Genomic DNA, 25673 nt, shown 5'->3' with positions numbered 1-25673 from the left:
AGATGCCTGCGCGTCATCAATCACAGTAGCCTCAGAGAACCAAGGAACCGCTAATGTGGCTCGCACGCGAACAGGAGGTGGAAATCCGCAGACCTCCGCAATTTCAGCCGGGAGAGCGGGTCCGTGCCACTCGTCACATCAAGAATGACGGCACCTACCCTGGCAGGGAAATCGGCGAAAATCTCGTGCGCAAGGGCGAAGAGGGTTATGTGCGCGACATTGGCACGTTTCTCCAGCAGTTCTTCATCTACGCGGTCGAATGGATCGACCGTGGGACGGTGGTCGGCATGCGGGCGCGTGAATTGACAAGCCTCGACAAACCCGCCCCTCCCCTCAGAGCGGAAGCAAACGCCAAACAAGGAACGGTCGGATGAAAGTAATGATCCGCAGGACTGATTCCGGGTTGTCGGCGTATGTCCCCAAAAAGGATCTCGAAGAGCCGATCATCAAGTTCGAGAACCAAGACCTCTGGGGCGGGGTCGTAACGCTCAGGAACGGGTGGCGGCTCCTGCTACCCGATCTTCCGCCGCATACGCGCCTGCCAATCACCGTCGAGGCAAGAAAGCTTCCGGGCGGGGACTAATGCTGTCCCTCAATGAGAGGTGTCAAGAGGAAAAGAGCATGAACACGATCCCGACCTCGGGCCACCTCGTCGTCGTGCGGGACAGTTTCGCCCGAAAGCTGCTTGAGCTGGCCAGACAAGCGCTCGTTGCCGATCACGTGATCCCATATCTCGGTCCGGGTCTGCTGCGGCTAAGCTCAGCGGAGCCGCCAGTACCGTGCACCCCGGAGGCCGTCGCCGCCGCACTCACGACGCGAGCGCCGGCTCCCTCGAAGATCCGCACCAATATGTGGTCGGTCGCGCAATTCATCGAGCAGCGCCGGCATCGCCGCACACTTCAAGCCTGGATGGCAGATATATTCGCGGGGCCGACGGCGCCGACGCTCCTCCACAACTGGCTCGCAAAGCTCCCGCTCTCCCTCATCGTAGACAGCTGGTACGAAGGCACCATGAGGGCGGCGCTGGCTGAGGCCGGCCGAACCGACGTCGCCGAGATACAAGGCGTCACCCGCGCGAACGAAATTCGCGACCTTTGGACCAGAACCTACGACTTGTTCGGAACAGAGCTCGAGCCCGGAGCAGCGACAAAGACGGTTCTCTATGCGCCTCATGGCAGTATCAGACCGGCCGCAAATTTCCTCATCGCCGATTCCGATTATGTCGAAGCCCTGACTGAAATCGATATCCAGACGCCCATTCCTGACGTGGTCAAGGAACGACGCATCCACCGGGGGTTCTTCTTCGTCGGCTGCCGCTTCAATGATCAGATGCTGCGCACCTACGCCAGGCAGATCATGAAGCGCTCGGAAGGGCCCCGTTACGCGATCATGGATGGGCAAACGCTGACAAGAAACGAAGCGCGTTTCCTTGCGGCAAGCGGAATCACGGTGATCGACATGCCAGCGAGCGAAGCCGTGGCGCAACTCGCCGGATCAGCGTCCTGAGCCGATGGTGGCCAGGATCAACATGGAGGTCGTCTTTGATGTGAGTCGACCGGCTCGCTTCCGAAGGCGCAAAATTCAGTTGGGGACATTCTGTGGGCAGTGACGCCGTTGGCACGACCTTTCTCAAATCGTCCGCCCATGTGAAAGCGGCCGGGTGGGGTCGGGGCTTGAGCACACTACTGCGCATCACGCGCATCAATTTGAGGCACCCGTGGCAGGTCGCGCTAGCTATCGGTTCGACGGTGATAGCGGTAATCCTGCAGTTGCTGGTTCCCCAGCTTCTCGGCCGGGCTGTCGACCAAACCCAGGTCGTCATCGGGGCCGGTGTGACGGGGGCGGCTGCAGAACAAACGCTCTGGACCCTGGCTCTCCTGCTGCTCGCAGCCAGTATGCTACGCGGCCTCTTCACGATGGCGCAGAACTATTTTGCCGAAGCCGTCGGGCACCACGCCGCATACGAACTGCGACTGGCTTGTTATGAGAAAGTCCAGCGCCTGAGCTTTTCCTTTCACGACCGGGTGCATTCAGGCGACCTGATCACTCTCGGCATCCTCGATCTCGACGGCGTGCGGGTGTATTTTTCCACCGCTCTGGTTCGGTTGCTTATGCTCATTATGCTGATCGGGATCGGCGCCTGCATGATGATCTCTACCGACCCGGTGCTCGGCCTCGTCGCGCTGAGCTTCATGCCTTTCGTGGCCTGGCGGTCATCGGTCACACAGCTCAAGCTACGCACCATCTGGCTCGACCTGCAGGAGCGGCTTTCCGTCTTGGGCCGCGTGATGGAGGAAAATCTCGCGGGCATCCGCGTTGTCCGCGCTTTTTCGGCACAAGCTTATGAAATGGCGAAGTTCGACATCGCCTCGAGAAATGCGCTCGAACTCGCCAACGAGCAGGTTGACGTCTACGTCCCCAATACGTCGGCAATGACCCTGGCCTTCTTTGTTGCCATGGGGCTGGTCCTCTGGATCGGCTGCAATAAGCTCATTGCCGGCCAGATCAGCGTTGGAACGCTCACGACGTTCCTGACGTTCATGACGATCCTGCAAATGCCCGTCCGCCAGATCGGACTGATGGTGAACGGTTTCGCCCGCGCTTACACTTGCGGTTCGCGCGTCTTCGGTCTGCTCGACCAGGACATCACGATCAGGGATGCTTCCGGTGCAAGACCGCTCGAGATCTGCGAAGGCACCCTGCGCTTCGACAATGTCTCGTTTGCATATCCTGGCACCGGAAACCGCGTCATTCTGAAGAACATCACTTTTAGCGCCCACAGGGGCGAGACGATCGCGATCGTGGGTCCGCCGGGTTCGGGCAAAACGACAATGGTTCACCTTATCCCTCGCTTTTACGACGTCACCGGGGGCGCCATCATGCTTGACGGGCAGGACATCCGCGGGGTCACCCTGGCTACGCTTCGCAAGGCCGTCGCCATCGTACAGCAGGATGCGTTTTTGTTCACCACCACGATCGAGAACAACATCGCATATGGCGACCCTTGGGCGAAGGAACAGCGGATTGAGCGCGCTAGCGAATCCGCCCAGTTGCACAATTACATCCTCGGCCTGCCCGCCGGCTACAAGACGGTCGTCGGCGAACGTGGTGGATCTCTCTCTGGTGGGCAGCGTCAGCGTCTGACCATAGCTCGCGCGATGATCTTGCGCCCATCAATCGTCATTTTCGACGACTCGACGGCCGCGATTGACGCTGGCACCGAGCAGCGCATCCGCGCGGCGATACGGCGCTTCGCGAAGGACAGGGTGACGATCATCATCGCTCACCGGCTGAGTTCGCTCAAGCACGCCGACAGGATTCTGTTTATTGACAATGGCGAGATCGTGGAACGTGGCACCCATCAAGAGCTTTTGGCCAAGCGAGGACGCTACAAAGCGCTTTATGATCTTCAGTTGCGCCATGAGTAGGGGTGCGTCCTGATGACCAAGCGGCACGCCAGCCAACTCGAAATCGAACCGGATGATAGCGGCAGACGCCCCCCGCACGCGGTCGTCGGCTCCCATCGCATCGAGGAGGAGATGTTCGGCAGGGCTTTCGACAAGAATATCGTTCGCCGTATCTGGGCCTTCGTTCGTCCTTACCGGGCTATGGCCTTCCTTTCGGTTGCCGCATTGCTGACCTTCACCGGCACGCAGCTTCTCATCCCGCTGATCATCCGCTCCGCCATTGACCAGGCTATAACTCCGGCTGGCGTTGATGGCTTCGTGCTGCTTGAGGCCGCCGGCGTCTTTGCGCTCGCCATTCTGGTTAATTTCGGCGCGGCCTACGCGCAGGAAACCGTAGTAGGGAAAATGGCTGAGAACGTCCTCTTCGACATCCGCCGCGCCATGTTTGCCCATCTGCAGAAGGTATCGCTCTCCTTCATGGACAAGACCGAGGTAGGACGCCTGATGTCTCGCCTTCAGGGCGACGTCAACTCTATCCACGAATTTCTCGAAAACTCGATCTACTCCGTGGGCGACATTGCGCTTCTCTTCGGCATCATCTTCGTGATGCTGTCGGTCAACTTTAGCCTCGGCTTTCTGACGCTCTCGGTGTTGCCGGCCCTGTTGGTTATTCGCATCGTGTGGCTGCCGCGTGCTCGCGAGGCCTTCATGGCTGCGCAAGAGACCAATTCAGTCGTCAACGGCGCGTTGGCCGAAGCGATTCAAGGCGTGCGCACCGTCCAGTCCATGGACCGCCAGTGCGTAAACTTCGCACTGTATGACGATAAGGCGCATGCCGACCTCAGGACTCACCTGACCGCTGCCAGGTATGCACAGGTCATGGTCCCGATCGTCGATGGCCTCACCGGTCTCGCCATGGCCGTCGTCATTGTGGTCGGCGGCTCCATGATTATGAATGGCCGCGTCGGTGTAGGCGTTTTGGTGGCCTACATATTCTATATTCAACGCTTCTTTGATCCAATTCGCTCACTTACCCTGCAGTATTCGGTCATGCAGCGCGCCATGGCCTCCGGCAAGCGCCTGACCGATGTGCTCGACGTCAAGGTCGAAATCCAGGACAAACGGGATGCGAGTGTCCTTTTGCCGGAAATGGCCTGCTCAGCCGAGTTCAAGGACGTCACGTTCGGCTACGACCCCAAAGATCCGGTGCTGAAAAATGTCTCCTTCGAGGTCAATCCCGGCGAGACGGTCGCCTTAGTCGGGCCGACCGGCTCTGGCAAATCAAGCGCGATGTCCCTCGTCCACCGCTTCTATGATGTTCAGCAAGGCCAGGTGCTGGTCGGCGGACATGATGTGCGCGATCTCACACAGGAATCGCTCGGCAACCAGATCGCCATGGTGTTGCAGGAGCCGTTTCTGTTCACCGGCACGATTTTCGAGAACATCCGCTACCGCAAGACGGAAGTCACGCGCGAGAAGGTGATCGAGGCCGCCAAGGTGGTCGGAGCCCACGACTTCATCATGAGCCTTCCCGACAGGTATGAAACTCAACTCGGCGAACGCGGCGGCAATCTTTCTCTCGGCCAGCGCCAGCTTGTCAGTTTCGCCCGCGCTCTCGTCGCCAACGCCAGGATCCTCGTTCTTGACGAGGCCACCGCCAGCATCGACAGCTACACGGAAATGCTGATCCAGAAGGCTCTCAGAAAACTTCTTGAAGGCCGGACAGCGCTTGTCATCGCTCACCGTCTCGCCACAATCCGTGGTGCCGATCGCATCATCGTGCTTCAGAACGGCCAGGTTATTGAGACCGGCAACCATGACAAACTGATCGCTATGGGCGGGCTCTATTCCAAACTGTACAATCTGAACTACTCGTCATTCGACGACATCCCCGAAGAGGAAGCCGATCCGTCCCGACAAGCCGCCTCTCGTACCTGATGCTCATTGCGAGCCGTATCTGACCGTCCCCTCGTTCAGGGGCACGGGCGACAGCACGGACAGCGATTGCGCTAAATCCCGGATGGGAACCTGATCACCAGCAGCGAGACCGGAACCGGCAAGCCGTGGCTGGCCGGCGCCTTCGGCCGGCAAGCAGTAGGGCTCGAACGTTTCGTGCTCTATGTGCGCGTGGCCCTGTTCGAGGATTGCGCTCGCCCATCTCGATAAACGCTTTCCACGCCTCCTCGACAAACTCACCCGCGCTCGTCCTCCGCATGTGGCTCCAGGGCGACGGGAACATCGCGAGTGACACGCTGCAATCGTGACGCCCGGCAGAATGATTGCTCCATCGCCGATCCAGGCACGACTCGAACAGGACGGCCGATCTGCATCCCAGACTATCGCTGCACGGATCACGTTGATGATGATTGGCTGTATAGATCTGCACGGTAGAGCCAATTGCCGTCCCCTTACCAATTCTCACCCTTTGCCACGTCAAGGATGACGCCAGTCGAAGTTGAGGTAGACGTTGGCCTCGATGGAATTCAAACCTCAATCGCAGAAAAGGCGCACGGATGACCACTCCCGGTTCAACTTCTCCGAGCCGCTCGGACAAGAGCCTACGCCAATGATCCGCAGTCCGTCCAGTCCATCCTCGGGGCCAAGGCCACTCTATGATCTTGATTTTTCAGCATTTTTTCTTTAACATCAAATCGTTAAAACCTGCCTAGTGCACACGAATTTACGCCAGAATACGACCCTTTTCGCCACGTTTCGACATCTCAGTGCACACGGAGCGCACACGAAAAACCCTCTTCAGAGAGCGCCGGTTGGCCGCCTTATACGTTTCGCCGTTGCAACCGCGATACGTCAGGAGGAAATTTGCAAGGCGCGTTGGTCCGACCTGGATTTTCGCACGCGGATGCTTCTCATCCGCGTGCGCAAAGATCCACGCAATAAGAAAGGCAACAATCAGCGCATTCCGCTATTCGCGGCGACTGGATACGACGCATGGGCCGTTGTTGAGGAGCAGCGCGCAAAGCGAAGCAATGACGATGATCGCATTTTCCCGTTCAATCATAGGTCAGTCGGCACCGCCTTCCGTCGAGGGTGCGTTGACCTTGGCACCCAAGACCTTCATTTTTATGATTTGCGGCACGAAGGCACGAGCCGCCTTTTTGAGGCTGGCTTGACGATCGAACAGGTAGCGCTGGTTACAGGGCACAAGGATTGGAAGATGTTGCGGCGCTATACGCACCTCAGGCCGGAAATGCTTCACGCAGTGCTGGCGAACCGTGCTGCGTAACGCGCTGGTCGCCTTCGTGTTGATTGCAGTGGCCAGCCAAAACTTTCTGAGCTTCTTGGGCTCTTACGCGAGGCGATAACCGGCTTGATTTTCGGAATTCAGCCGGTTTTAGACGAATGGCGGCAGCCGGCGCCAAAATCGCACTATGGGCGAAGCGCTATTTCGGAACGGCACAGTGTGTCGAGCGAAGCAGATTCGCCGGCGGAACTACCCTGCCGGCTCAAGCCGTCTTGCGTTCGGCCGGCGCAGGCTCTCACGGCTTTCGCGTTGTACTGGTGTGCGACGATGACTGCCAGTTCGTCCCCCAATGCGGAGATCAAAGTCGCCACGCGGCCGCGCACCCGTTGAGGCAGCTGCGTCAGCCTCTCGATCAGGCGCCTTCCGCGCTTGAGACGAAGTCTATGCGCTCCTGGACCGGCAAGGCCAAGATTTGGGTGCCAGTTTCGTTGTTGCCCGGCAGACCTTCGAAGAAGCGGCTGACAGGAACGCCCAAGGTTTTGGCGATCTCGTAGAGCATGGAGCGCTGACAAGATTTCTCGCGGTCTCGTATTTCTGGAACTGCTGAAGCTGATGCCTATGGATCGGGCAAGCTGGGCTAGCGATACGTCCGACTGGACGTAAACGATCGCAATCTGCCTGCCGACATGCAGATCAGCGGGATGAGGGCTCGGTTGAGGTTTGGGTTTTGCCCACGCCGTAACAGTGGAAAGCCGTTTCGATTCCGACACGACCTTCTCAGACCTGATGGAGAGAGTCAGATGGACGGGAGTAGGCCCTCCAATTGGACCAAGAGGTTGGTCGAGCGTGCAGAGCAGTCCGTTCTTGCCGCATGGCCAGCGTTGGTACTGGCCGGCGTGTTCAGTGCACTTGCATAGTCACTGTCGCTTCAGCTGCTCTCAAACGTGTCAGCAACGCCGCTGCCCGCGATCACCACGATGGTCTTCGTTGCGTCTGACATTTTAGCTGCGGGAAGTGCAGTATTCGCGTTTGGCTTCGGCAATGAAATGGCCGCGACCTCGGAAAACCTGACCGTTTCGGCGTCTCATGGCGCAAGGTCAAGCCAGCTCCGGTAGAAGCTTTCGGTTCAAGTAACTGCTATCGTCTGACTTGCCATGAAGGTCTTACCCGTTGTGTCGGCCAAACTGACGGACCAGGCTCCTACTGCCGCGTCGGCACCTACTTTCACGTCACAGATGACGCCACCAGGAGTCGCGGTAACACCCGAAGCCCTGATGACGGCAGTTCCATTGACCAAACTTACATTCTGAACACCGCCTAGGTTCTGGCCGAAGATGAGCAACGATTTTGCGACGGTCGATCGCACGATAGAGGTAGGTGAGACTGAGCTCACACTCGGCTGTGCATCTGCCAAAGGTACTCCCATCACCTTCGATACGGAGGCTTCGGCTGTTCGGGACCCAAAATAGAAGCTTGAAATCGACGCAACGAGTGTTCCGAGCATCACGAGAATCTGCTTAGCAAAATCAATGCTTTCGGGGCGAACAGACTGCCGCACATAGACCGTAAACCCCTTGGCATCCGATCCGGCAACACTCACCACGTCACCCGGTGATAGACTCTTGATCAAGTTATCTTTGTCGCTCGCCGTCAGCTCAGCTAGCGACTGGATGGGCAACGGGTTCGCCAGTTTTCCGTACAGATAGATGGAGAGTATCGCAAAGAGTACCAACAAGCACAAAGCTATAACGGCCCTTACCGACCCTTCAGGGAGCGCCAGTGCCTGCGTTTTGTCACCTATCCCCATGTAGGAAAACGTCACTGCGACAAGAGCGAGGGAGGCGAGAAGCACCATGATGCCGGTGATCGCCAAAGCAGGCAACGCAATTGAGTCTGTCACCTTCCATTCTCCCACAAAATAGATGAGTGACATCAAAGCGAAGAAGACGATGAGCATACCGATTCCGACTATCTTCGAAAACTTATTCATATCGATATTTTCCCATCAGCCGGTCCAATCCGCGTTATATCCGCGCGTGTCGACATGGACGAATGTTTTGTATACGCCTATCCCTCCTTTAAACATCCCGCTTGCGCGATAACTCTTAAGTTTGGCGCTCCATGAAATAGGATTTCCACCATCCATCACAAAGTCGATTGCCCTATACTGCATGTGCTGGCTATGGGCCGCACTGCCCTGAATACAGGAGTTGTAAGCCGGAGAGCGATAAATGCTCAAAAGATGAACTGGCTGCGCCAGATCGCTTCGCAATTTATCGACGATGGCTGCGGTCGGTGCGATGTTTGACCAGAGTTCTTCAGGTGGATAGGTATTGAGGCCCTGGCACGGGCCGGACTGATTTTGCCCTCCCTGAAAGAGAATCTCGTCAGCAGTGATGCTTCTGAGGCCTAGCCCATCGATAAAGCTGACAAACTTTGGATAGAGCGCCCAAGCCGAATGGGGACTGGTCCCAACCACGACCGGCGCCGATGCGGTCCCTTCGACGGCCGCGGCTTCGCTCGCCTCCTCATCCGGTCCGAGCGTTACCTCATTCCAGCCTGACGTTCCCGATGCGACAAGATCAATGATCGAGGATGCCGCGTTGAGATCCGCAGTGCTTATTGACCTATCAGCCAGGCCCCAAGCGCCTAAATCATAGGCGGAGCCGTGAACCGTTCCCGTCCCGCCCACGAAAGTGCGCTTTCTTGTGAGTACATCATCCCTCCACCTGTCCAGACTGCCGTCGGCGATGACCTGCGCGAAGCGCTCTCTTAGGGCGGATCCGGTGAGGCTGCTGGCGCCGGCCGTGCTTAAGAGTTGCGTTTCGTTCGAGCTAAGGCTGTTTTGAACCGCCGTATCGTACCAGAACGCCGCGTCGAAATCGGTCCGCGGTTTGCCTGCGGGCTCAAAGCTGTCCAGATGGCCGAGTGCTTTCTCCCAGTACACCGACCGAGCACGTTCCATCTGAGCCCGTCGCGCGTGCGGGAAGCTCCCTATCCTAAGGAAAGCCTTCTTCCAGGGCTCTGCCACTTCCATGCGATTGGGCCCGAACGAAACAGTATTTGCCCACTGCTGTTTCTGAGGTCCTGGCAGGTCCAGAACCGTCATCAATTCGGGATAGAGGGCACCGAAGGCGATGGCGACACTGCCTGGCTTAAGTGTCTCAATCCTAGTCAAGAGCGCTTTCAATTCGCCGTTGACCAGGGTGAATCCGATCAGCCCAAAAGTGAGCCCTTGATCGTCGAAGTTCCCCACCACTCTGTCGAATTTTGTGCCCTCAAAATCGGACGTCACTCCGAGGCACACATCGAACAGGGACGGTACCGGACAACCGGTCAGCCTTACCCACTCACTTTCGGTGACATTATTTGTCTGAGGGAGGCCATTTGCAGCTTGCCAGCGCTGTAATGCTCCCGCCGTGATACTCCCGAAATCACCGTCAGGGTCTATCGCCTGGCCGTTGCGTACGAGCGCGAGTTGGATGGCCATGATCACCGGGCCGTTTACGCGCCGAAGCCCAGGTGGTGACAGACTGATGACCGGCCTGTCTGGGTTTGCTGTTGGAGAGGGCCCGACGTCGGGTGGCGTGACGATAGGAGGCGCTGCGACCGGTCCATTGCCGCCAGGAGCCGGCAGCGTTCCGCCGGCTGCAGGCGGAATGGCTGCGGCAGGCGCCGTCCCACCTGGGGCAGGCGGCGTTCCGCCGGCTGCAGGCGGTTGGGGAGGGACAACTTCGCCTGCTGGAGCGGAGGCACCGCTGACGCGTTGGCGCAACGTTTTGAGGTCCTCGACCAGGAAGCCGGAAATGTCGTAGCGAACGACAGCTATTGCCTTGTCGAGAATACCGGTCAGGGTCCTTACGTTTGCCGCAGCATTCATCACCGCCGCGAGTTCCACCTGTCCCTGCAAGTCCGCTAACTCTTGCAGTGAACTCTGGATGCCTTGCTGGACATCTTGTTTCCCGGCGGCGGCGCTAAAAGCCGCTCGGAGCCGTACCCGCGCTTCCTCAATTTGCGCTATTATTTGGTCCATCTACTCCTCCCACCGACGCACCGACAAACATTCTTTGCTCTTCCCCACCCAACCAGTCATTTTGCGGCCAAAGCCGCCAGATCTCGCCGAGCAGCGAGCGAGGCGGCATTCAGTTCTTCAGTTGCTGTCGTGAGCCCTCCAACAACATCCGCCGGGCTAGCAGGTGCATCAATAGACCTCTTGGCGGCATCCAAGCCGTCGATAGCTGCATCAATAAGGATAACCCAGTTGGCCAAGAGCCGCCGGTAGGTCACGATGTGTTCGAGGTCTTCTTTGCTTGGCTGCCCTGTTGCGCTTGCGCGAATTCTGTTCAATTCGGGGGCGTTCAGTATCAAAAACATATTGCTGGTACTCTGCCGAAGGCCGACCAACAGGTTCCTTGTCGCTGGGTAGAATGCGATCAGGTATTCGCGAAATCTCTGCCTTGACCTCAATCCCAATCCCGCTCTCAAGAGGGGCCGAACTTGGAAGAACGCCGTCTGGAGACCAGCGGAAATGGCGACTCGTTGAGGCAGCGTTGAGCTCGACAGAAAATCGGCGCTTCGGATGGAGTTCGCCAGCGACGAGTTCAATGTACCGATCTTAGCGGTTAGCGCGTCGGCTGTTTGCCCGGAGGATAGACCGTAAAGCAAATCATTGTAGGCAATAACCGCTTGGAAGGCGTTCCTGAAGGCACGTGTAGCGGGCGGGTCAACGGTATCCGTATAATAACTTGCCAAGTCAGGATCGAATTTGAGGGCTAGTTGCTTTGACTCTGGTTTCAAAAACAGTGCACGTTCTTGAACCGCGTGTTGATCGAGTATCAAAGTCGACGTTTCAGATAACTTTAACGTCGCTGCTCGATAGGACTCGAATTCTGCCGTACCTTGACTACTGACGCAGCCGCTGAGAAGCACTGCGCACAGCACCCAATACGCAGCGGCGCATAGCCGCAGATAAAACTGGAGCCCCATCGTTCCCCCCAACGGGACGATACGAAATTCGCGTCTTCGCGCGACAACTTTTCACTCTAATCTCCAATTTTGAAACTTGTCCATGAGAAAAACTAAACTTGGTGACAAGGCGTCTCCAAAATAGCTAGGTTTTACGAGACTGCCGACCTGGATAAGCACGTTGCAAATATCGAAAATATCAACGCATACAATACCATGTTGGAGTTTGCTTACTATTTTACGTCTGAACCGCCACACCATTCCGTTCCAGCCAGGCAATCCCTTTTTGCAGAATTCAGCCAATTGTTGGAATTGTCGGAGGTGGTGGTCATCCCGCCCGAAAGCAAAGGTATCCGCGACCGCAGGAAGTGAGCGATGTATAGCTACAGATGCTACTTCATCAAGCAGCAAGGTTGGTAGGTAGCCTCATAGCATAGGCCGATATCGCTTGCATGGCTTGAAAATCCCTCGATTTCCACCGTCGGCACAGACGAGGCACAGCGGCCGTTTTCGCCTAGTTGACAACTCGAAAGGTAGGAGTCCTCTTCTCATCGAATTCTTCCAGGCATTAAATGTCGATTCAGCCGATCGTGGACCGCCGACTTGCTGCCCCTTGTCCGTTTCGCGACGAGAGCCAGCAAGCAGTTCCATCAAAGTCCATATCCCATGAACGGACCGGAGCCGCCGTACGACGCAGCGTGCCTGAACTTTCGCTCGGAGCATGTCTGGCATGAGGCTCGCGACAGCTACCCGTAGTCAAAGGTGATGCTGCTCATGGATGGCATCAGATAGGAAATCTGGAGACAAGGCAGGTGAAGTGCAAGCCGAAACTGCGTCGGAACTGACGTTGCCCCCAAGTTTTATCCAATCCTGAGTTCGCTCCGGCGATCTATGTTGCCCTGTTGGGCGGTTTGAGCGACGGGCACAGGCGCGGAGCTGATCACGGTGCGCAGCGCTGTGTCCCGTCGCGGGGTGAAGGTGTGGGCGAACTCGAAGGGGGTCTGCCATCCGAGCCGCGAATGTGGGCGATTGAAGTTGTAATCTGTCCGCCAACTGGCCAAGACCGCGCGAGCCTGTGCCAATGAGGTGAACAGCGTCTCGTTCAGCAGTTCGTCACGGAGGCGACCGTTGAAGCTCTCGATGAAGCCGTTCTGCATTGGCTTGCCCGGCGCGATATAATGCCAGTCCACGCGGCTTGCATCGGCCCAGGCAAGGATCGCATTGCTGGTCAGTTCGCTGCCATTGTCACTGACCACCATCTTCGGCTTGCCGCGTTCGATCACGAGCCGATCGAGTTCGCGGGCAACCCTCACGCCGGACAGAGACGTATCCGCGACCAACCCCAGGCACTCGCGCGTGCAGTCGTCGACGACGGTCAATATCCGGAAGCGACGGCCATCGGTCAGCTGATCCGACACGAAGTCCAGTGACCAACGGTCGTTGGGTGCAACGGGGACCATCATCGGTGCCCGCGTTCCAATGGCTCGCTTGCGGCCGCCACGGCGCCGAACGGCAAGCCTCTCCTCGCGATAGAGCCGGAACAGACGCTTGTGATTGACCACATAACCTTCCCGCCGCAGCAGCACGTGCAGGCGGCGATAGCCGAAGCGCCGGCGCTCATGCGCGATCGCCTTCATCCGCTCCCGCAGGTCACCATCGTCGCCACGGCTCGCCTTGTGGCGAACCGTCATCCGACAGCAGCCGATGGTCTTGCACGCCCGCCGCTCGCTCATCTCGAATGCCGTTCGAAGATGCGCGACAGCCTCTCGCTCGGCAGCGGGCGTCACCATTTTTTTCCGAGAAGATCTTTCAAAGCGGCATTGTCGAGCATGGCGTCCGCCAGGAGCCGCTTCAGACGAGCGTTCTCATCCTCCAGCGTCTTCAGCCGCTTCGCTTCCGACACGTCCATGCCGCTATACTTCGCCTTCCATTTGTAGATGCTGGCGTCGCTGACCCCGTGCTTGCGGCACAGATCGGCCACCGAAACTCCGGCCTCATGCTCCTTCAAAATCCCGATGATCTGCTCTTCACTGAAACGGCTGCGCTTCATTCTCTGGTCCTCGCGTTGGGCCAGAGCGAACTTCAAACCGGATTAAGCCAAAGGGGCAACGTCACGGGATATGTGGACCTGATGAGCCCGGCAGGCATCGGTATCTCCGCCGTTGTCTATAACTATGACGCCAGCGTCTACGCATCCGACGAAGCGCGCATGTTGGCTGAGATGGGCGACAAGACATTTCTGCTCGGGAACCTCCACGAAAACACGTACGCGGAGATTTTCGGGTCTGACGCTCTCCTCGATCCTATTGAGCAGTCCTTTGCCGGGTCCGCTCCGATGTGCGCCGACTGCGCTTACGAACCGTTCTGTGGCTCCGATCCAGTGTTCCATACCGCAACACAGGGCGACTTTGTTGGCCTCAAAACCCGGTCGGGATTCTGCAATCGCAACATGTCGATCTTCAAGAGGCTGATCGACCTTATGGAGAGGGACGCTAGCGCCCGAGAACTCTTTCTAAGTTGGGCGAATTAGGATGTTGCGACTCAGTGGCTTCGCTGCGTCAGCAAACGTCGGTGATTTCTCACAGCGAGTGGCACTTAGGCTCGTGACGGGCCTAGCTGATCAACCGCCTAACCCGGAGCATGATGCGTATCTTTTCAAGGGGCAGGCGTTTCATTCTGAATGCCGATGGGTTGTCACCTTTGAGGAGCACCGGCCGGAGGCTGAGCGACTGTTTTCAGGCCGACGACTCGTCGTTCTGCCTCACGCGTTCGACTATCTCAGAGAGGGGGACGTTATCCGCTTTGTGCCGGATCGGAAGGCAGTGCGTGTCCTGTTCAGAAAGGACGCCAACGCAAACTATTTCCTCGTTACCGAGCGGTGTAACCACCTGTGCTTGATGTGTTCCCAGCCGCCCAAAGACGTTGACGATCGCTGGTTGGCGCGGGAAATCTTGGATGTGCTGCCCCTGCTGCCCGCCACGACCCCGTTTCTCGGGATCACTGGCGGTGAGCCGACGCTTGTGGGTGAGGACTTTTTTGAAATTTTGTCATCAGCTCGTGACCACCTTCCTTCTACACCGGTTCATGTTCTTTCCAATGGCCGGACATTTAAGGACAAGGCCTTCTCGCATCGCTATCAAGCAATCGGGCATCCTCGTCTTTCCGTTGGCATACCGATCTACTCAGCGGACCCGGAAGTGCACGATTATGTCGTTCAATCCAAAGGCGCCTTCGATGAGACCATCCGCGGGATCATGAACCTGAAGTCAGTTGGCGCTGAGGTCGAAATTCGAGTTGTCGTTCACAAGCAGACCTATGAGGGCCTAGCCGACCTGTCGGATTTTATTTTCAGAAATTTGACCTTTGTCGATCACGTCACGTTCATGGGTCTCGAGATCACTGGGTATACGCGGGCAAATATGGATAAGCTCTGGATGGACCCGTACGACTATCGCGCCGAACTGCGCGCGGCAGTGCAATATTTGGCGGCTGCTCGTATCAACGTTTCAGTCTACAACCACCAGCTCTGCCTTCTTGACGGATCCATCCACAGGTTTGCAAAGCGGTCGATAAGCGACTGGAAAAATGAGTACGTGGGCGAGTGTGCAACTTGCTCCCGGAAGAGCGAATGTGGCGGTTTTTTTTCGTCGAGCAATCTCGCGCGCAGCTCTCATATATCTGCTTTTCATTAAGTAACATCCGAAGTTATCGCGGCGGAAAGCCCGGGATGGCTTTGGTGCAGTATCCGGATCGAATCGAGTGAGGGGCAAATACGTGCTTGACGCACAGACCCATCGTCAAAGCCCTTCCGCAGCTTTTTCATTCAAACGGGATGACGCGCAAACATGACTATCGCTCCAGACCAACTGGTTACTTGGGTGACGGCTGTGGCCGGGGTCGGGGTTGCTGTTGTTGGTGGTATAGCGGGTTACCTGTCCGCCGGATGGCGCTTCCGCGAGGTTCAGCTATCGTATGAACAGAAAACCCGAGACAGCTACTTGGACAACGCAAGGAAAGTGGCGGTGGACGTTTATGTCCCACTCTCAGTCGCCGTATCCGCACTTTCCAGAGCCTACTTAGAATTCAAAGTGCATGTTGACGCCGATAGCAATGTCACACCGATCGGTGCAATCAACCGGTTCAAAGGTGCACGTCGGGGCTTCGAGAAGACTCTGACAGGCCTCACAGATCGAGGTGCTACGGCGTATCTCACATTGTCTCTTGAGGAAAAATTGGCGTCGTTCTCCTCGTTTTTGAACGAGTCGCTCGCGGCTCAAACAATAATCAAACGGCTAATTTTGCAGCCGAAATTCTATGGCGTCGCTGATACCGTCGTCTACCGTGGGGAAGACAGTTGGCTAGTCCGGTGGTCGCCGATCTTTGTCGCGATTACCCAAATGATTCCGATCGCCGGTATTAAGCTGCGTGCGATCAGCGAAACCCTTTGTGCCCCGATTACGTCAGACGAGTTCGAGAAGTGCTTCAGAGAGGATACGCTTACGATCAGCGCTTTGATCAAGGAAGTCACATTGGGCTCTCGGTGATGGTGCGCCGGAGAAATTCAACTCCGAACGCTGAACGCGCATGTCACATCAGGTAACCCGAGCCATGATTTCAGATTGGATTGACCTTGCGGTGTATAGCGAAGCGTCCAAGGACAGATTCCCAAATGCAAGTTGGCAAAGTAGATAATTAGCACCGGCCTCTTCGAGCTGATCAAGAAGAGCTTGTCGCGCGGAAGATGCCGTTCCCACCACGCACAATTCGCCCTCGATTGCTGCATCCAAGGTCAGCGTGCGCATTTCGCAAAAGCCGGACAGGGGTTCCGCTAATTCCCGGACAGCGATTTCGCTAATGTCGGGACAGTTTGGCGGCGACGGTCCTCGGGTGCCTTGTTGCGTTCATGGATGATTGATTTCGCCGTTTTCGGTGCCGGTCAAGAGGGGCGCTGCCTTTTGCTTTCGCATGCTGTCGCCCTGGAGCACGATGCGGTGGGCGTTGTGCACGATCCGATCGAGAATGGCGTCGGCGACGGTGGGGTCTGCGATCAGGTCATGCCATCTGGCCACCGGGACCTGGGCGGTGATCAGGGTGGATTTGCGGCGATAGCGTTCCTCGACGATTTCGAACAGATGGAAGCGCTGTTGGTCGGTGAGGGAGTGGGTTCCGAAGTCATCCAGGATGAGCAGTTGCGCGCGGGTGAGTTTGTCGATGAGGCGTGGGAAGCGGCCATCGAGACGAGCGAGCGCTAAATCCTCGAACAGGCGCGGCACGCGCACATAGAGCACGGAATGATCGAGCCGTGCCGCTTGCCGGCCGAAGGCGCAGGCCAGCCACGACTTGCCGGTTCCGGTCTGGCCGGTGACGATCAGGTTCTCATCCGCCTTCAGCCATTCGCCCTGGGCGAGCGCTATGGTGCTGCGCCGGTCGAGCCCGCGCGGCGCGGCAAAGTCGATGTCCTCGATGCAGGCTTCGGGAAAGCGCAGCCTGGCTGAGGCGAGCCGGTTCCGGACGCGCTTGTCGGCCCGTATAGCGACCTCGCGGTCGAGCATCAGGCCGAGCCACTCGTCACGGCTGAGCTCGCTGGCGTTGTTCCGTTTGGCCAGTTCGCGCCAGGCGGCAGCCATGCCGGCCAGACCGAGGGACTGCATCTGGTCGAGGGTGGGGTTCGTCAGCATTCTTTCTTCCTTTCCTTCACTGGTAATAGGTGGAGCCGCGGATGTTGGCGTGCTGGGGTGTCGGCTTTGCCGGTTCTGCAGAGCTGGCTCGGTCGAGACCGGCTTTGAGGATGGCGGTGACGGAGGAGTAGGCGATCGCGTTGATCAGCAGCGCCCGCTCGCAGGCGGCATCGAGACGCTCCGGCCCATAGCGCGGCGCCAGCGACAGGATGCCCATGGCCGAGCGGTATCCCTGTTCCGGATGCGGTCGGTCGCGCATCATGCGCTCAACCAGGATGGCGGCGTTGGGGCCAATCCTGGCCGCCCGGCTGATCAGGCTGGCCGGCGTGGTGTTGGCGTAGCGCTGGTGCGCCTTGGGCATGTGTTCGTTGACGGTGACATGGCCGGAATGCTGCGAGCGACGCACATGGCTGGCGACACGCTGGTGATCGTGAAAGATCTCGACCACTCGATGCGTGAGCCGCACCTCGACGGTGCGCCCAATTAGCCGGTGCGGCACCGAGTAGAAGGTCTTGTCGGCCTCCACATGGTAGTCGGGATGGACCTTCGCCGACTTCCACTCGGCGTATTCGAACGGTGCCGCCGGCAGCGGCTTCAAGGCAACCCGCTCGATCTCCTCGAACAGTTCGCGGCGGCTTTGGCCGATATGGCGCATCGGCCGGTTGTTCAACTCCTCGAGCAGTTCGGCGATCGCCGCGTTTAGCTCGGCGATCGAGAAGAAGGATCTATTCCTGAGCCGCGCCAGAATCCAGCGCTCGACGATCAGCACCGCGCCCTCGACCTTGCCTTTGTCGCGCGGCTTGCGGCTGCGGGTCGGCAGGATGGTGGTGTCGTAATGCTCGGCCATGGCGGCAAAGGTCGCGTTCAGCGTCGGCTCGAACCACAGCGCCTTGACGACACCGGCCTTCAGGTTGTCGCACACGATCGCTCTGGTGACGCCGCCGAAGAAGGCGAGCGCTCGCACCTGGCCCTCGATCCAGTCCGGCAGCTTTTGGCTGGAGCTGGCAAAGGCGAAGGTCAGATTGGAGGCGCCCAGCACCGCGACAAAAATCTGCGCCGGGTAAATGACGCCGGTCGCCGGATCGATCACCGGCACCGTGTGCCCGGCATAGTCCGTCTGCATCACCGCGCCCGCCGCATGCCGATTGCGGAATGTCGCGCTCGTCCGGCGCTCGAAAGCGGCGAAGTGCTCGCAGAACCAGGTGTAGCCGTAGCCGTCGGGATGAGCGGCGCGATACTCCTGCCACAACAGCGTCAGCGTCACCCCCTTGCGCTTCAGCTCCCTGGCGATCAGTGCAAAGTCCGGTTCGCTCAGGTCTTGCGGCGGACGACCGGCACGGCCAAACAGCAGCCGCTCAAGCGTCGCCTCGTCGTGGCCGGGCGGCAGCGGCCAGCATGCCAGCCCGGCCTCCCGCGCCCGCAGCAAATAGGTCGATACCGTCGTCTTGCTGATCTTCAGCCGTTCCGACACCTCACGCACCGAAAGACCCTGCTCATGGGTCAGGCGCAAGATCGCTTGGATATCCCTCACGCTCGTTCGTCTCGCTTGCTTCCGTCTCGGCATGGCCCCTCTCAACGTCATCGTGAGAGGCCAAACTGCCAGAACGGCGCAGCCGAGAACCGACCCTTAAATCCGCTCCCGAAAACTGTCCGGGATTTAGCGGAATCGCTGTCCGCGAATTACTGAAATCACTGTCCGGGATTTAGCGAAAAGGGTGTCCGGGAATTAGCGAAACACGCAGTCAGCGGCAGATTTGGAGGCGTCTGGAGCGCATTGAGGTCATAGAGGAACCTGAAGCTCTTGAGCCATCGTTCGTAAGCGGGTGCCGCGAGCGCATATGCATCTGCTTCCGTTCGCGCGATCAAGACCATGCGGAGCATTCCAAGAAATGGATCCCGCTCGTCCGCGTCGGCACTGCGCTCCCGGCAGGCTCGGAATGCATCCGGAATTCTGCGAACAGAAGAGGCAGGCCCAAGGCATGCGATATTTGCGCCACTTGCAGCGGCCCAGCTGGCCGACTCGGGTCGATTGGTGGCGATCCATGTCGGTGGATGGGGGCGCTGATGAGATCTCAGCGTCAAAGGGACGTCATTCAGCTCAAAATGGCGGCCGCGATAGGATAGCGTGTCGCCCCTTCATCGCCTCGATAAGGATTTCGCTGGCTTCCGCATAGTGACCTGGCGCCGCCTCCGCAGCAATCCCGAAGTAACCCAGTTCGACTGGGAGAGAGCCGCGCCCTATGCCCAGTTCGACCCTGCCCCCACTCAACTGGTCCAGCATGCATATCTCCTCGAACGCACGCAGCGGATGATAAAGGGCAAGCAGCATCACCATTGGGCCGACGCGAAGGTGTCGGGTGCGCTGGACAACGCTCGCTAAGAACAAATTCGGCGATGGGCCCATCCCGTGCGGAGTGCAGTGGTGCTCAGCCAAATGATATGCATAGAAGCCAAGGTGATCGCACGCCTCTGCTAAACTCAGGCGATCGGCGTATTGACGGGCAATCTCGCAGCCGTCCTCGTCCAGATGGTCGAATATGCCGAAGGCATTCTTCAAAAATTTTCTCCAACTTTTTGCAACAGTTCGTGGCTCGCAATGATGCAAGCAAATTCAAATTATCGGCGGTGAATGCGGGGGAATTACCGACTGGTTAAGGCAGGTGCAGCGGCCGCTGAAGGCTGGCACAGCGGGATCGTTACCTTCGCCGCTTCAGCTATCTCTCTGGCGACCTCAAGAAATTCATCCATCTCAGCTTTTGTACCGATGCTGACGCGGATGTGGTTTTCCAGCCCTGGATCCTCAAAGAAGGCGACGAGTATCTTTTGCCTTTCCAGGGCCGCTTGCCACCATTTGCCTTCCTGCCCCGCTGGCACACGCGCTAGCAGGAAATTTGCGTGAGACGGTATTACGGAAAATCCGAGTTTCGACAGTGCCACCGTCACTCGCTGTCTTTCATCCTTGATGTGCTTGTGGTTGTCGGCATAGGCGCCGCGGTGCCCAAGCACACTGATGCCAACCGTCTGGCCGATCACGTTCATGTTGAAGACGTTCTGGAGATCCCGCAGCCTGCCGATAACCTCAGGGTGGCCAAGTCCGAAACCGACGCGAATGCCGGCGGTGGCGTAGCTTTTCGAGAATGTTCTCAAGATCAGGAGGTTTGGATGACGATTGAGGAGATGCAGACCATTGTCCGGCGCAAAATCGACATAGGCCTCATCCAAGACAATCAAGCGGTCTGATTGTGATACCAGGCGTTCGACGTCGGCCACCGGGACAAACGTTCCAGTCGGATTGTTTGGGTTGGCCAGCAGAATGAACTTGGCATCTTTTGCCGGTCCCAAAAGCAAGTCTTCGACGGGCAAGGAATGATCCGCGCCCCATCCGATTTCGATAAGTTGGGCACCCTGCAAACGGGCAAGTTTGCGGTTGAACGAAAACCCCGGCGACAACATCGCCATTCTGTCTCCCGGAACGAGGAAGGCTCTATAGATAAGCCCGAGCAGTTCAGACGATCCGTTTCCGGCGATCACCTGATCCTCCGAAACGCCGTAGGCTTCCGACGCTGCCTGCCTCAAGCTGACGTTGTCGTCTTCTGGATAAAGATATTGCTGTCCGAGAGCGGCCAGCGCACTTTGCATTATGGCTTTCGGCAACGGAAACGGGTTCTCGTTCGTGTTTAGCTTGACGCAACAAGGATGTCGGACAGCAGAACATCTAACTGACTTGCTACTTGCGAAAGGGAAGAAAGCACAGTTTGCAGTTTTGCATCAGACATCAATTTTCCTCCGTATTGTTTCAGTGCTTCCGGCACGGGCTGGATCGACATAGGCTTGACCACCGATGATTGCGCTGCCGTCGACCGCTCGTGGGGCGACCACCGCGGGGGCAGCGCAGCCTGTGCGATGGGATCGGATTTGCGGGAGCCCCGCGTCACTCGTCTCAAGGCGCCGAGCCACGAATGCTTCGTTGTCCCAGCTGCTCGGCTCGGGGACTTGTTCAAAGGCGCTTGATCTCGATGCCGTATTTCCTCAACACGTAGCCAATCTGGCGCGGCGTCAGTCCGAGCAGGCGTGCAGCCTTTGCCTGGACCCAGCCACATCTCTCCATGGCTTGGATGACACGTTCGGCATCGGCCATTCTCGCGGAGTGGACTACCCCGTCTGCGTCCAGCGGCGCCTGCCCTCGGGTGTGTGATGGGGGTGCGAAGGCGGCAGAACTACAGGCAGCAGCCGGCAGTATGGCCCGACCCAGTGGCTGCGGCCCGATCGGGGAAGGTTGCGGCGCGACTTTGCCGAGTCTGCAATTATGGAGCGCCTCGGCGAAGCATTTGCCCTGGCAGCATGCAAAGTCCTCTTTACCGATTGATGGCCCCGCCGCCAGAACCGCGGTCCGATACACGCAGTTTTCCAGTTCGCGAATGTTGCCGGGAAAGTCACAGTTTATCAGCACTTCGATTGCGCTCGGATCGAACGCCAACATAAGGCCGTTCTCATCGTTGAAATTCTTGAGAAACTCAGCTGCAAGAAGCGGAATATCGCTTCGCCTTTCGCGTAACGCCGGCACCAGCAAGGGAACAACACTGATGCGGTAGTAGAGGTCGGCACGGAACTCGTTCCTGGCAACTGCCTCCTCCAGGTTCTTGTTCGTAGCGGCAATAATGCGGACGTCGACTTTAATGGTCTGGTTGCCGCCGACTCGCTCAAACTCCTGCTCCTGCAACACGCGCAAGAGCTTTGCCTGGAACGAGGCCGAAATCTCGCCGATCTCGTCCAGGAACAATGTCCCCTTGTCGGCTAGCTCAAAGCGCCCCTTTCGCGAGTTGAACGCGCTCGTGAATGCACCCTTCTCATGGCCGAACAATTCGGATTCCAGCACATTCTCGGGCAGCGCCGCGCAATTGAGCTTGATGAAGGGCCGCTTGGCGCGCGGGGACAATTCGTGGATAGCCTTGGCGATCAGCTCCTTCCCGGTACCGGATTCGCCTCGCAACAGAACCGCGATTTTGGTCTTGGCTACGAGCTCGACCTTCTCAAGCAACCCGCGCAACGCCAAACTGTCGCCAATCACCCCCTCCACGTGAGTGTTACGCTGCGGGGCCAGGCGCTTCTGCTTTGGCGGGGAGTCCTGCCTTGCCATCTGTTGCTTACGGTCGCACTCGAAAGAGCGATGCGACTTCACTGTCTGCCCTACCAGGTTGGCGATGAGCGGGAGCAGACAAAGGCTGTAATCGAGCCAAACTCTTGAACCATGGCGCAGCGCGTGGTCGATGGTCAGCGTGCCCACGACATTTGCATCGACGCGAATGGGAACGCCGATAAAGGACACTGGTATGTCGTCGCAAGCCCTGAGCACGTCCATGTCGGTGGCGGTGAAAGCCGAATGAACCGCGATGTTCTCGGTGGCCAGCGGCTTGTCCGTCGCCAAAACCTGGTCGATTGCATTCCGCGGCAGGTACGTCCGGCAGCCCTCACTGCAGTTCTCGGTCCGGTCGGCGCCTGCGATGATTTCCAGTTCGCCATCAGCGTCGAAAAGAGAGATGATGCCGTGCCGCATCTGCAGAAATGATCGCAGCAGGTCTACGACCTTGGCCAGCCTGACCTCGAGCGCGGAGGGGGCGGTGAGTGCCTTCGAAATTTCGTAGATGCCGGCAAGCGCACTCGCGCGCGACGGCAGAATGGCGGGTTCCCAGTCATCCCTTTTGGCATCGTGGAGTGATGTGCAGCTTGACGAAGTCTCTTCAGCACTGTCTTCAGATTGGCGACCATCGTCCTGATCTGACATGTCATCCTCGATCTTGGGCCTCGACAGCAACGCCGCGCCATCTGGATCTGCCAAATCCCCCGGCGTGAACGCATCAGACGGCATCAGGGCCCGAGCCACCGATTGCTGGCAGCAACAAGATTATCTTCGCCCCACGAGCCGCCGCATGATTGGCGAACTTGCTCGCGCGTGGGAGTCGCTTGCCGGAACGCTTAAGACGTTGATGCGAGTAATCGTGAGGTGTCGGCGGCAGTGCGCCAGAGTTGCGCAGGTGACATACTGCCTTGCATGGGATCAAGAGTGGGTCACGGATTGGAACGTCCATCAGGCCCTGACGAGGGGCAAGCACGAAAGAGGCCGGAGGCAGGGCTTGATGCATGGCTTGGCTATCCTTACTGGACTGAGGCGCGGTCAGGCTCGGGAGCGCAACCACACGTTGCCTCACAGAGCGGGAATGAGGATGGCTAGTCAACCGAGCTTTTCTTGCATTTATGAAAGGAAAGCAGGAGGACATGATAGAATTCCATCAACTGCGGTTTGCCGACAGATCGAGGTCGAACGGCAAAGCTACTTCCACTTTCTCACCAATATGCTCGGGGCGCTAAGCTTGCCGAGGTCGATGCTTGCGGGATCCTGTCGGCATTAGGGCGGCTTGGGGCAGACAGTGCGACCTTAAGTGTCGTCGAGCGGCAAAAGTGTTCGCGCTGCGGAGCATCTTCTTTATCGCACCGATGCGCGCCAGGTCCGGTGAATCACCTCTTATCAATGACCCTTTAGACGCCGCGGCTGCAGCGGGAGTGCGGTGAGAGCCCGCTCGTGTAGGCAATCCTCAACTCCCGTGCCGGCCGGGTCGCAAATGCGACAAAGAAGCGCGCGGGCACAGCGGATCCAAGGAGCTGGGCGTCCGTGCGGGATTTCGCCGGAGATGACGGCAAAAGTGCGGAAACCCGCATAACCCGCCCTTCTGAGGCTGCCTCACCGAGCGGAGGAATACGCGCATTTGGGCGCGGGCCTCTGCTTGGCACAAGACTTGCAGCGACATCCCAGCAGCGCGTGACCGGAGCGCCGCGATGGAAGAAGCGCGGGAAGGGAGGAGGCCCAGCCCGATCCGGTCAGGGAGAGAAAAGCTGTTGGTTTCACCAATCCGAAGCGCGGGTCCAGCGCCCCGCAAGGCCTTCTACGCCCAGCTATACGTTCAGGTGCTTACCGCCATCGCTCTCGGTGTCGCAGTTGGGTATTTCTACCCGGACGTCGGCGAGAGCCTGAAGCCGCTCGGCGATGCCTTCATCAAGCTCGTCAAGATGATCATCGCGCCGGTGATCTTTCTAACCGTGACGACCGGCATTGCCGGCATGAATAACCTCAAGAAGGTCGGCCGGGTCGCCGGCAAGGCAATGATCTATTTCCTCACCTTCTCGAGTCTCGCATTAACTATCGGTCTCATTGTCGCAAATGTCGTTCAGCCGGGTGCCGGACTGAACATCGATCCGGCCTCGCTCGATGCCCAGGCCGTGCAGGGCTATGCCGCCAAGGGCCATGACCAGTCGGTGACCGGCTTCCTGATGAACATTATCCCCTCAACGATCGTTAGTGCCTTCGCGGACGGCGACATCCTGCAGGTCCTGTTCTTCTCGGTTTTGTTCGGCATCGCTCTCGCGATGGTCGGCGAGAAGGGCAAGCCTGTGCTTTCTTTGCTTCAGGCGCTTCTCGCGCCGGTGTTCAAGCTGGTCGGCATCTTGATGCGGGCTGCGCCTGTCGGCGCTTTCGGCGCCATGGCCTTCACCATCGGCAAATTTGGCATCGGTTCGGTGGCCAACCTCGCCATGCTGGTCGCGACGTTTTATTTCGCCGCCTTCCTCTTCGTCTTCGGGGTTCTTGGCGCCGTCTGCCGATATAACGGCTTCTCGATTTTCTCTCTCCTGCGCTACATAAAGGAAGAGCTGCTGCTGGTCCTGGCAACGTCCTCCTCGGAGGCCGCGCTGCCCTCGCTGATGGAGAAGATGGAGAAGGCCGGCGCCAAGCGTTCCGTCGTGGGTCTCGTCATCCCGACTGGATATTCGTTCAATCTGGACGGCACCAATATCTACATGACGCTCGCCGCCCTCTTCCTCGCCCAGGCGACGAACACGCATTTGTCGGTTTCTGATCAGATTCTCCTATTGCTCGTCGCGATGCTTTCTTCGAAGGGTGCCGCAGGTATCACAGGTGCCGGCTTCATCACCTTGGCCGCTACGCTCTCCGTAATACCAAGCGTTCCCGTTGCTGGGATGGCTCTGATCCTTGGCGTGGACCGCTTCATGTCCGAATGCCGAGCGCTGACGAACGTAGTCGGTAACGCGGTGGCCTCGCTGGTTGTCGCCCGCTGGGAAGGCGAACTGGACGAAACACGTATGAAAGCTGCCTTGTACGGGAGCTTGCCGAAAGATTAAACCGGCCGCCCGCCCCAGCAACTTTGCTGCAGCGCGACCAGCCAAGTCGCCGGCTCGTCAGCCACCAAACAACCATCGGCTCGCTGGGTCTAAAAAAGAGCGCTTCGCGTGCCACAGATCAGAAGTCAAATGCGGTGAGGACAAGAAGCATGGACGCCCTATGGAAACGGACCGCAGACCGAGACGTGCCCGGGTGCTCCTGGAGCGCTGATCAATGTATAGGCCGTCGAT

General features: G+C 58.2%; 18 protein-coding genes and 4 pseudogenes. 10 read left to right on the top strand and 12 right to left on the bottom strand.

Annotated features, from left to right (window positions below):
* Positions 1 to 53 precede the first annotated feature (53 nt).
* The 5 genes from ACIU1A_RS00870 (at position 54) to ACIU1A_RS00850 (ending at position 5345) form a co-directional block, all read left to right on the top strand.
* The gene (locus ACIU1A_RS00870; protein WP_404926306.1) at positions 54 to 374 is read left to right on the top strand and encodes a nitrogen fixation protein NifZ; all 321 of its coding nucleotides are present in this window, start codon (positions 54 to 56) and stop codon (positions 372 to 374) included.
* On the top strand, positions 371 to 583 hold the full coding sequence (gene nifT, locus ACIU1A_RS00865; RefSeq protein WP_404926305.1) for a putative nitrogen fixation protein NifT: 213 nt from the start codon (positions 371 to 373) through the stop codon (positions 581 to 583). The genes ACIU1A_RS00870 and nifT overlap by 4 nt, the downstream gene beginning before the upstream one ends.
* A 38-nt stretch (positions 584 to 621) precedes the next feature.
* Positions 622 to 1506, top strand: coding sequence for an SIR2 family NAD-dependent protein deacylase (locus tag ACIU1A_RS00860; RefSeq protein ID WP_404926304.1), 885 nt, complete (start codon positions 622 to 624; stop codon positions 1504 to 1506).
* Positions 1507 to 1598: 92 nt separating this feature from the next.
* A complete protein-coding gene (locus ACIU1A_RS00855) occupies positions 1599 to 3428 on the top strand; it encodes an ABC transporter ATP-binding protein (RefSeq protein ID WP_404926303.1) in 1830 nt (609 codons plus the stop codon).
* Between the two features lie 12 nt (positions 3429 to 3440).
* Positions 3441 to 5345 carry an ABC transporter ATP-binding protein gene (locus tag ACIU1A_RS00850; RefSeq protein WP_404926302.1) on the top strand — a complete coding sequence of 635 codons (1905 nt, stop codon included), beginning with the start codon at positions 3441 to 3443 and terminating at the stop codon, positions 5343 to 5345.
* Between the two features lie 318 nt (positions 5346 to 5663).
* Here the strand turns inward: ACIU1A_RS00850 and ACIU1A_RS00845 are convergent.
* Positions 5664 to 5991 (bottom strand): annotated as a pseudogene (locus tag ACIU1A_RS00845) (sugar O-acetyltransferase); the annotation flags it as partial.
* Positions 5992 to 6075: 84 nt separating this feature from the next.
* Between ACIU1A_RS00845 and ACIU1A_RS00840 the strand changes: the two are divergent.
* Positions 6076 to 6651, top strand: coding sequence for a site-specific integrase (locus ACIU1A_RS00840; RefSeq protein WP_404926301.1), 576 nt, complete (start codon positions 6076 to 6078; stop codon positions 6649 to 6651).
* A 370-nt stretch (positions 6652 to 7021) separates the two neighbouring features.
* On the opposite strand, the gene ACIU1A_RS00835 is transcribed toward ACIU1A_RS00840, so the two are convergent.
* The 5 genes from ACIU1A_RS00835 to ACIU1A_RS00815 form a co-directional block, all read right to left on the bottom strand.
* The gene (locus ACIU1A_RS00835; RefSeq protein WP_404926300.1) at positions 7022 to 7168 is read right to left on the bottom strand and encodes a hypothetical protein; all 147 of its coding nucleotides are present in this window, start codon (positions 7166 to 7168) and stop codon (positions 7022 to 7024) included.
* A 567-nt stretch (positions 7169 to 7735) separates the two neighbouring features.
* Positions 7736 to 8599, bottom strand: a complete 864-nt coding sequence (locus ACIU1A_RS00830) for a hypothetical protein (protein ID WP_404926299.1) — start codon at positions 8597 to 8599, stop codon at positions 7736 to 7738.
* A gap of 15 nt (positions 8600 to 8614) precedes the next feature.
* Positions 8615 to 10642, bottom strand: coding sequence for a D-Ala-D-Ala carboxypeptidase family metallohydrolase (locus ACIU1A_RS00825; protein WP_404926298.1), 2028 nt, complete (start codon positions 10640 to 10642; stop codon positions 8615 to 8617).
* A 56-nt stretch (positions 10643 to 10698) separates the two neighbouring features.
* Entirely contained in the window at positions 10699 to 11595 is an 897-nt protein-coding gene (locus ACIU1A_RS00820; protein ID WP_404926297.1) for a hypothetical protein, read from the bottom strand.
* Between the two features lie 839 nt (positions 11596 to 12434).
* A protein-coding gene (locus ACIU1A_RS00815) for an IS3 family transposase (protein WP_404924977.1) occupies positions 12435 to 13624 on the bottom strand; the annotation gives its coding sequence in 2 pieces (ribosomal slippage) (positions 12435 to 13366 and positions 13366 to 13624; 1191 coding nt in all).
* Between the two features lie 81 nt (positions 13625 to 13705).
* Between ACIU1A_RS00815 and ACIU1A_RS00810 the strand changes: the two genes are divergently transcribed.
* The 3 genes from ACIU1A_RS00810 (at position 13706) to ACIU1A_RS00800 (ending at position 16118) form a co-directional block, all read left to right on the top strand.
* Complete coding sequence (locus ACIU1A_RS00810) at positions 13706 to 14104, top strand: hypothetical protein (protein WP_404926296.1); 399 nt, start codon at positions 13706 to 13708, stop codon at positions 14102 to 14104.
* A gap of 1 nt (position 14105) precedes the next feature.
* Positions 14106 to 15266, top strand: coding sequence for a His-Xaa-Ser system radical SAM maturase HxsC (gene hxsC / locus ACIU1A_RS00805; protein ID WP_404926295.1), 1161 nt, complete (start codon positions 14106 to 14108; stop codon positions 15264 to 15266).
* Between the two features lie 153 nt (positions 15267 to 15419).
* Complete coding sequence (locus ACIU1A_RS00800) at positions 15420 to 16118, top strand: hypothetical protein (protein ID WP_404926294.1); 699 nt, start codon at positions 15420 to 15422, stop codon at positions 16116 to 16118.
* A gap of 48 nt (positions 16119 to 16166) precedes the next feature.
* Here the strand turns inward: ACIU1A_RS00800 and ACIU1A_RS00795 are convergent.
* The 6 genes and pseudogenes from ACIU1A_RS00795 to nifA all read right to left on the bottom strand — a co-directional run.
* Positions 16167 to 16454 (bottom strand): annotated as a pseudogene (locus ACIU1A_RS00795) (hypothetical protein); the annotation flags it as partial.
* A 21-nt stretch (positions 16455 to 16475) separates the two neighbouring features.
* Positions 16476 to 17252: an IS21-like element helper ATPase IstB gene (gene istB / locus ACIU1A_RS00790; protein WP_404926293.1), complete on the bottom strand. Its 777-nt coding sequence runs from the start codon at positions 17250 to 17252 to the stop codon at positions 16476 to 16478.
* 16 nt (positions 17253 to 17268) lie between these two features.
* Positions 17269 to 18816: an IS21 family transposase gene (gene istA / locus ACIU1A_RS00785; protein ID WP_404926292.1), complete on the bottom strand. Its 1548-nt coding sequence runs from the start codon at positions 18814 to 18816 to the stop codon at positions 17269 to 17271.
* Positions 18817 to 18992: 176 nt separating this feature from the next.
* Positions 18993 to 19809, bottom strand: a pseudogene (locus tag ACIU1A_RS00780) (LLM class flavin-dependent oxidoreductase); the annotation flags it as partial.
* Between the two features lie 83 nt (positions 19810 to 19892).
* Positions 19893 to 21028 (bottom strand): annotated as a pseudogene (hisC, locus tag ACIU1A_RS00775) (histidinol-phosphate transaminase).
* 221 nt (positions 21029 to 21249) lie between these two features.
* A complete protein-coding gene (nifA, locus tag ACIU1A_RS00770) occupies positions 21250 to 23034 on the bottom strand; it encodes a nif-specific transcriptional activator NifA (protein ID WP_404928062.1) in 1785 nt (594 codons plus the stop codon).
* 1049 nt (positions 23035 to 24083) lie between these two features.
* On the opposite strand from nifA, the gene ACIU1A_RS00765 reads away from it, so the two are divergent.
* Positions 24084 to 25442, top strand: coding sequence for a dicarboxylate/amino acid:cation symporter (locus ACIU1A_RS00765; protein WP_404926291.1), 1359 nt, complete (start codon positions 24084 to 24086; stop codon positions 25440 to 25442).
* The last annotated feature ends 231 nt before the right edge of the window (positions 25443 to 25673 follow it).

The organism is Mesorhizobium maamorense (genome assembly GCF_044998965.1).
In the GTDB taxonomy this organism is placed as follows: Bacteria; Pseudomonadota; Alphaproteobacteria; order Rhizobiales; family Rhizobiaceae; genus Mesorhizobium.
Note: the sequence above shows the minus strand (reverse complement) of the source record. Positions and strands in the feature narration are given on the sequence as shown.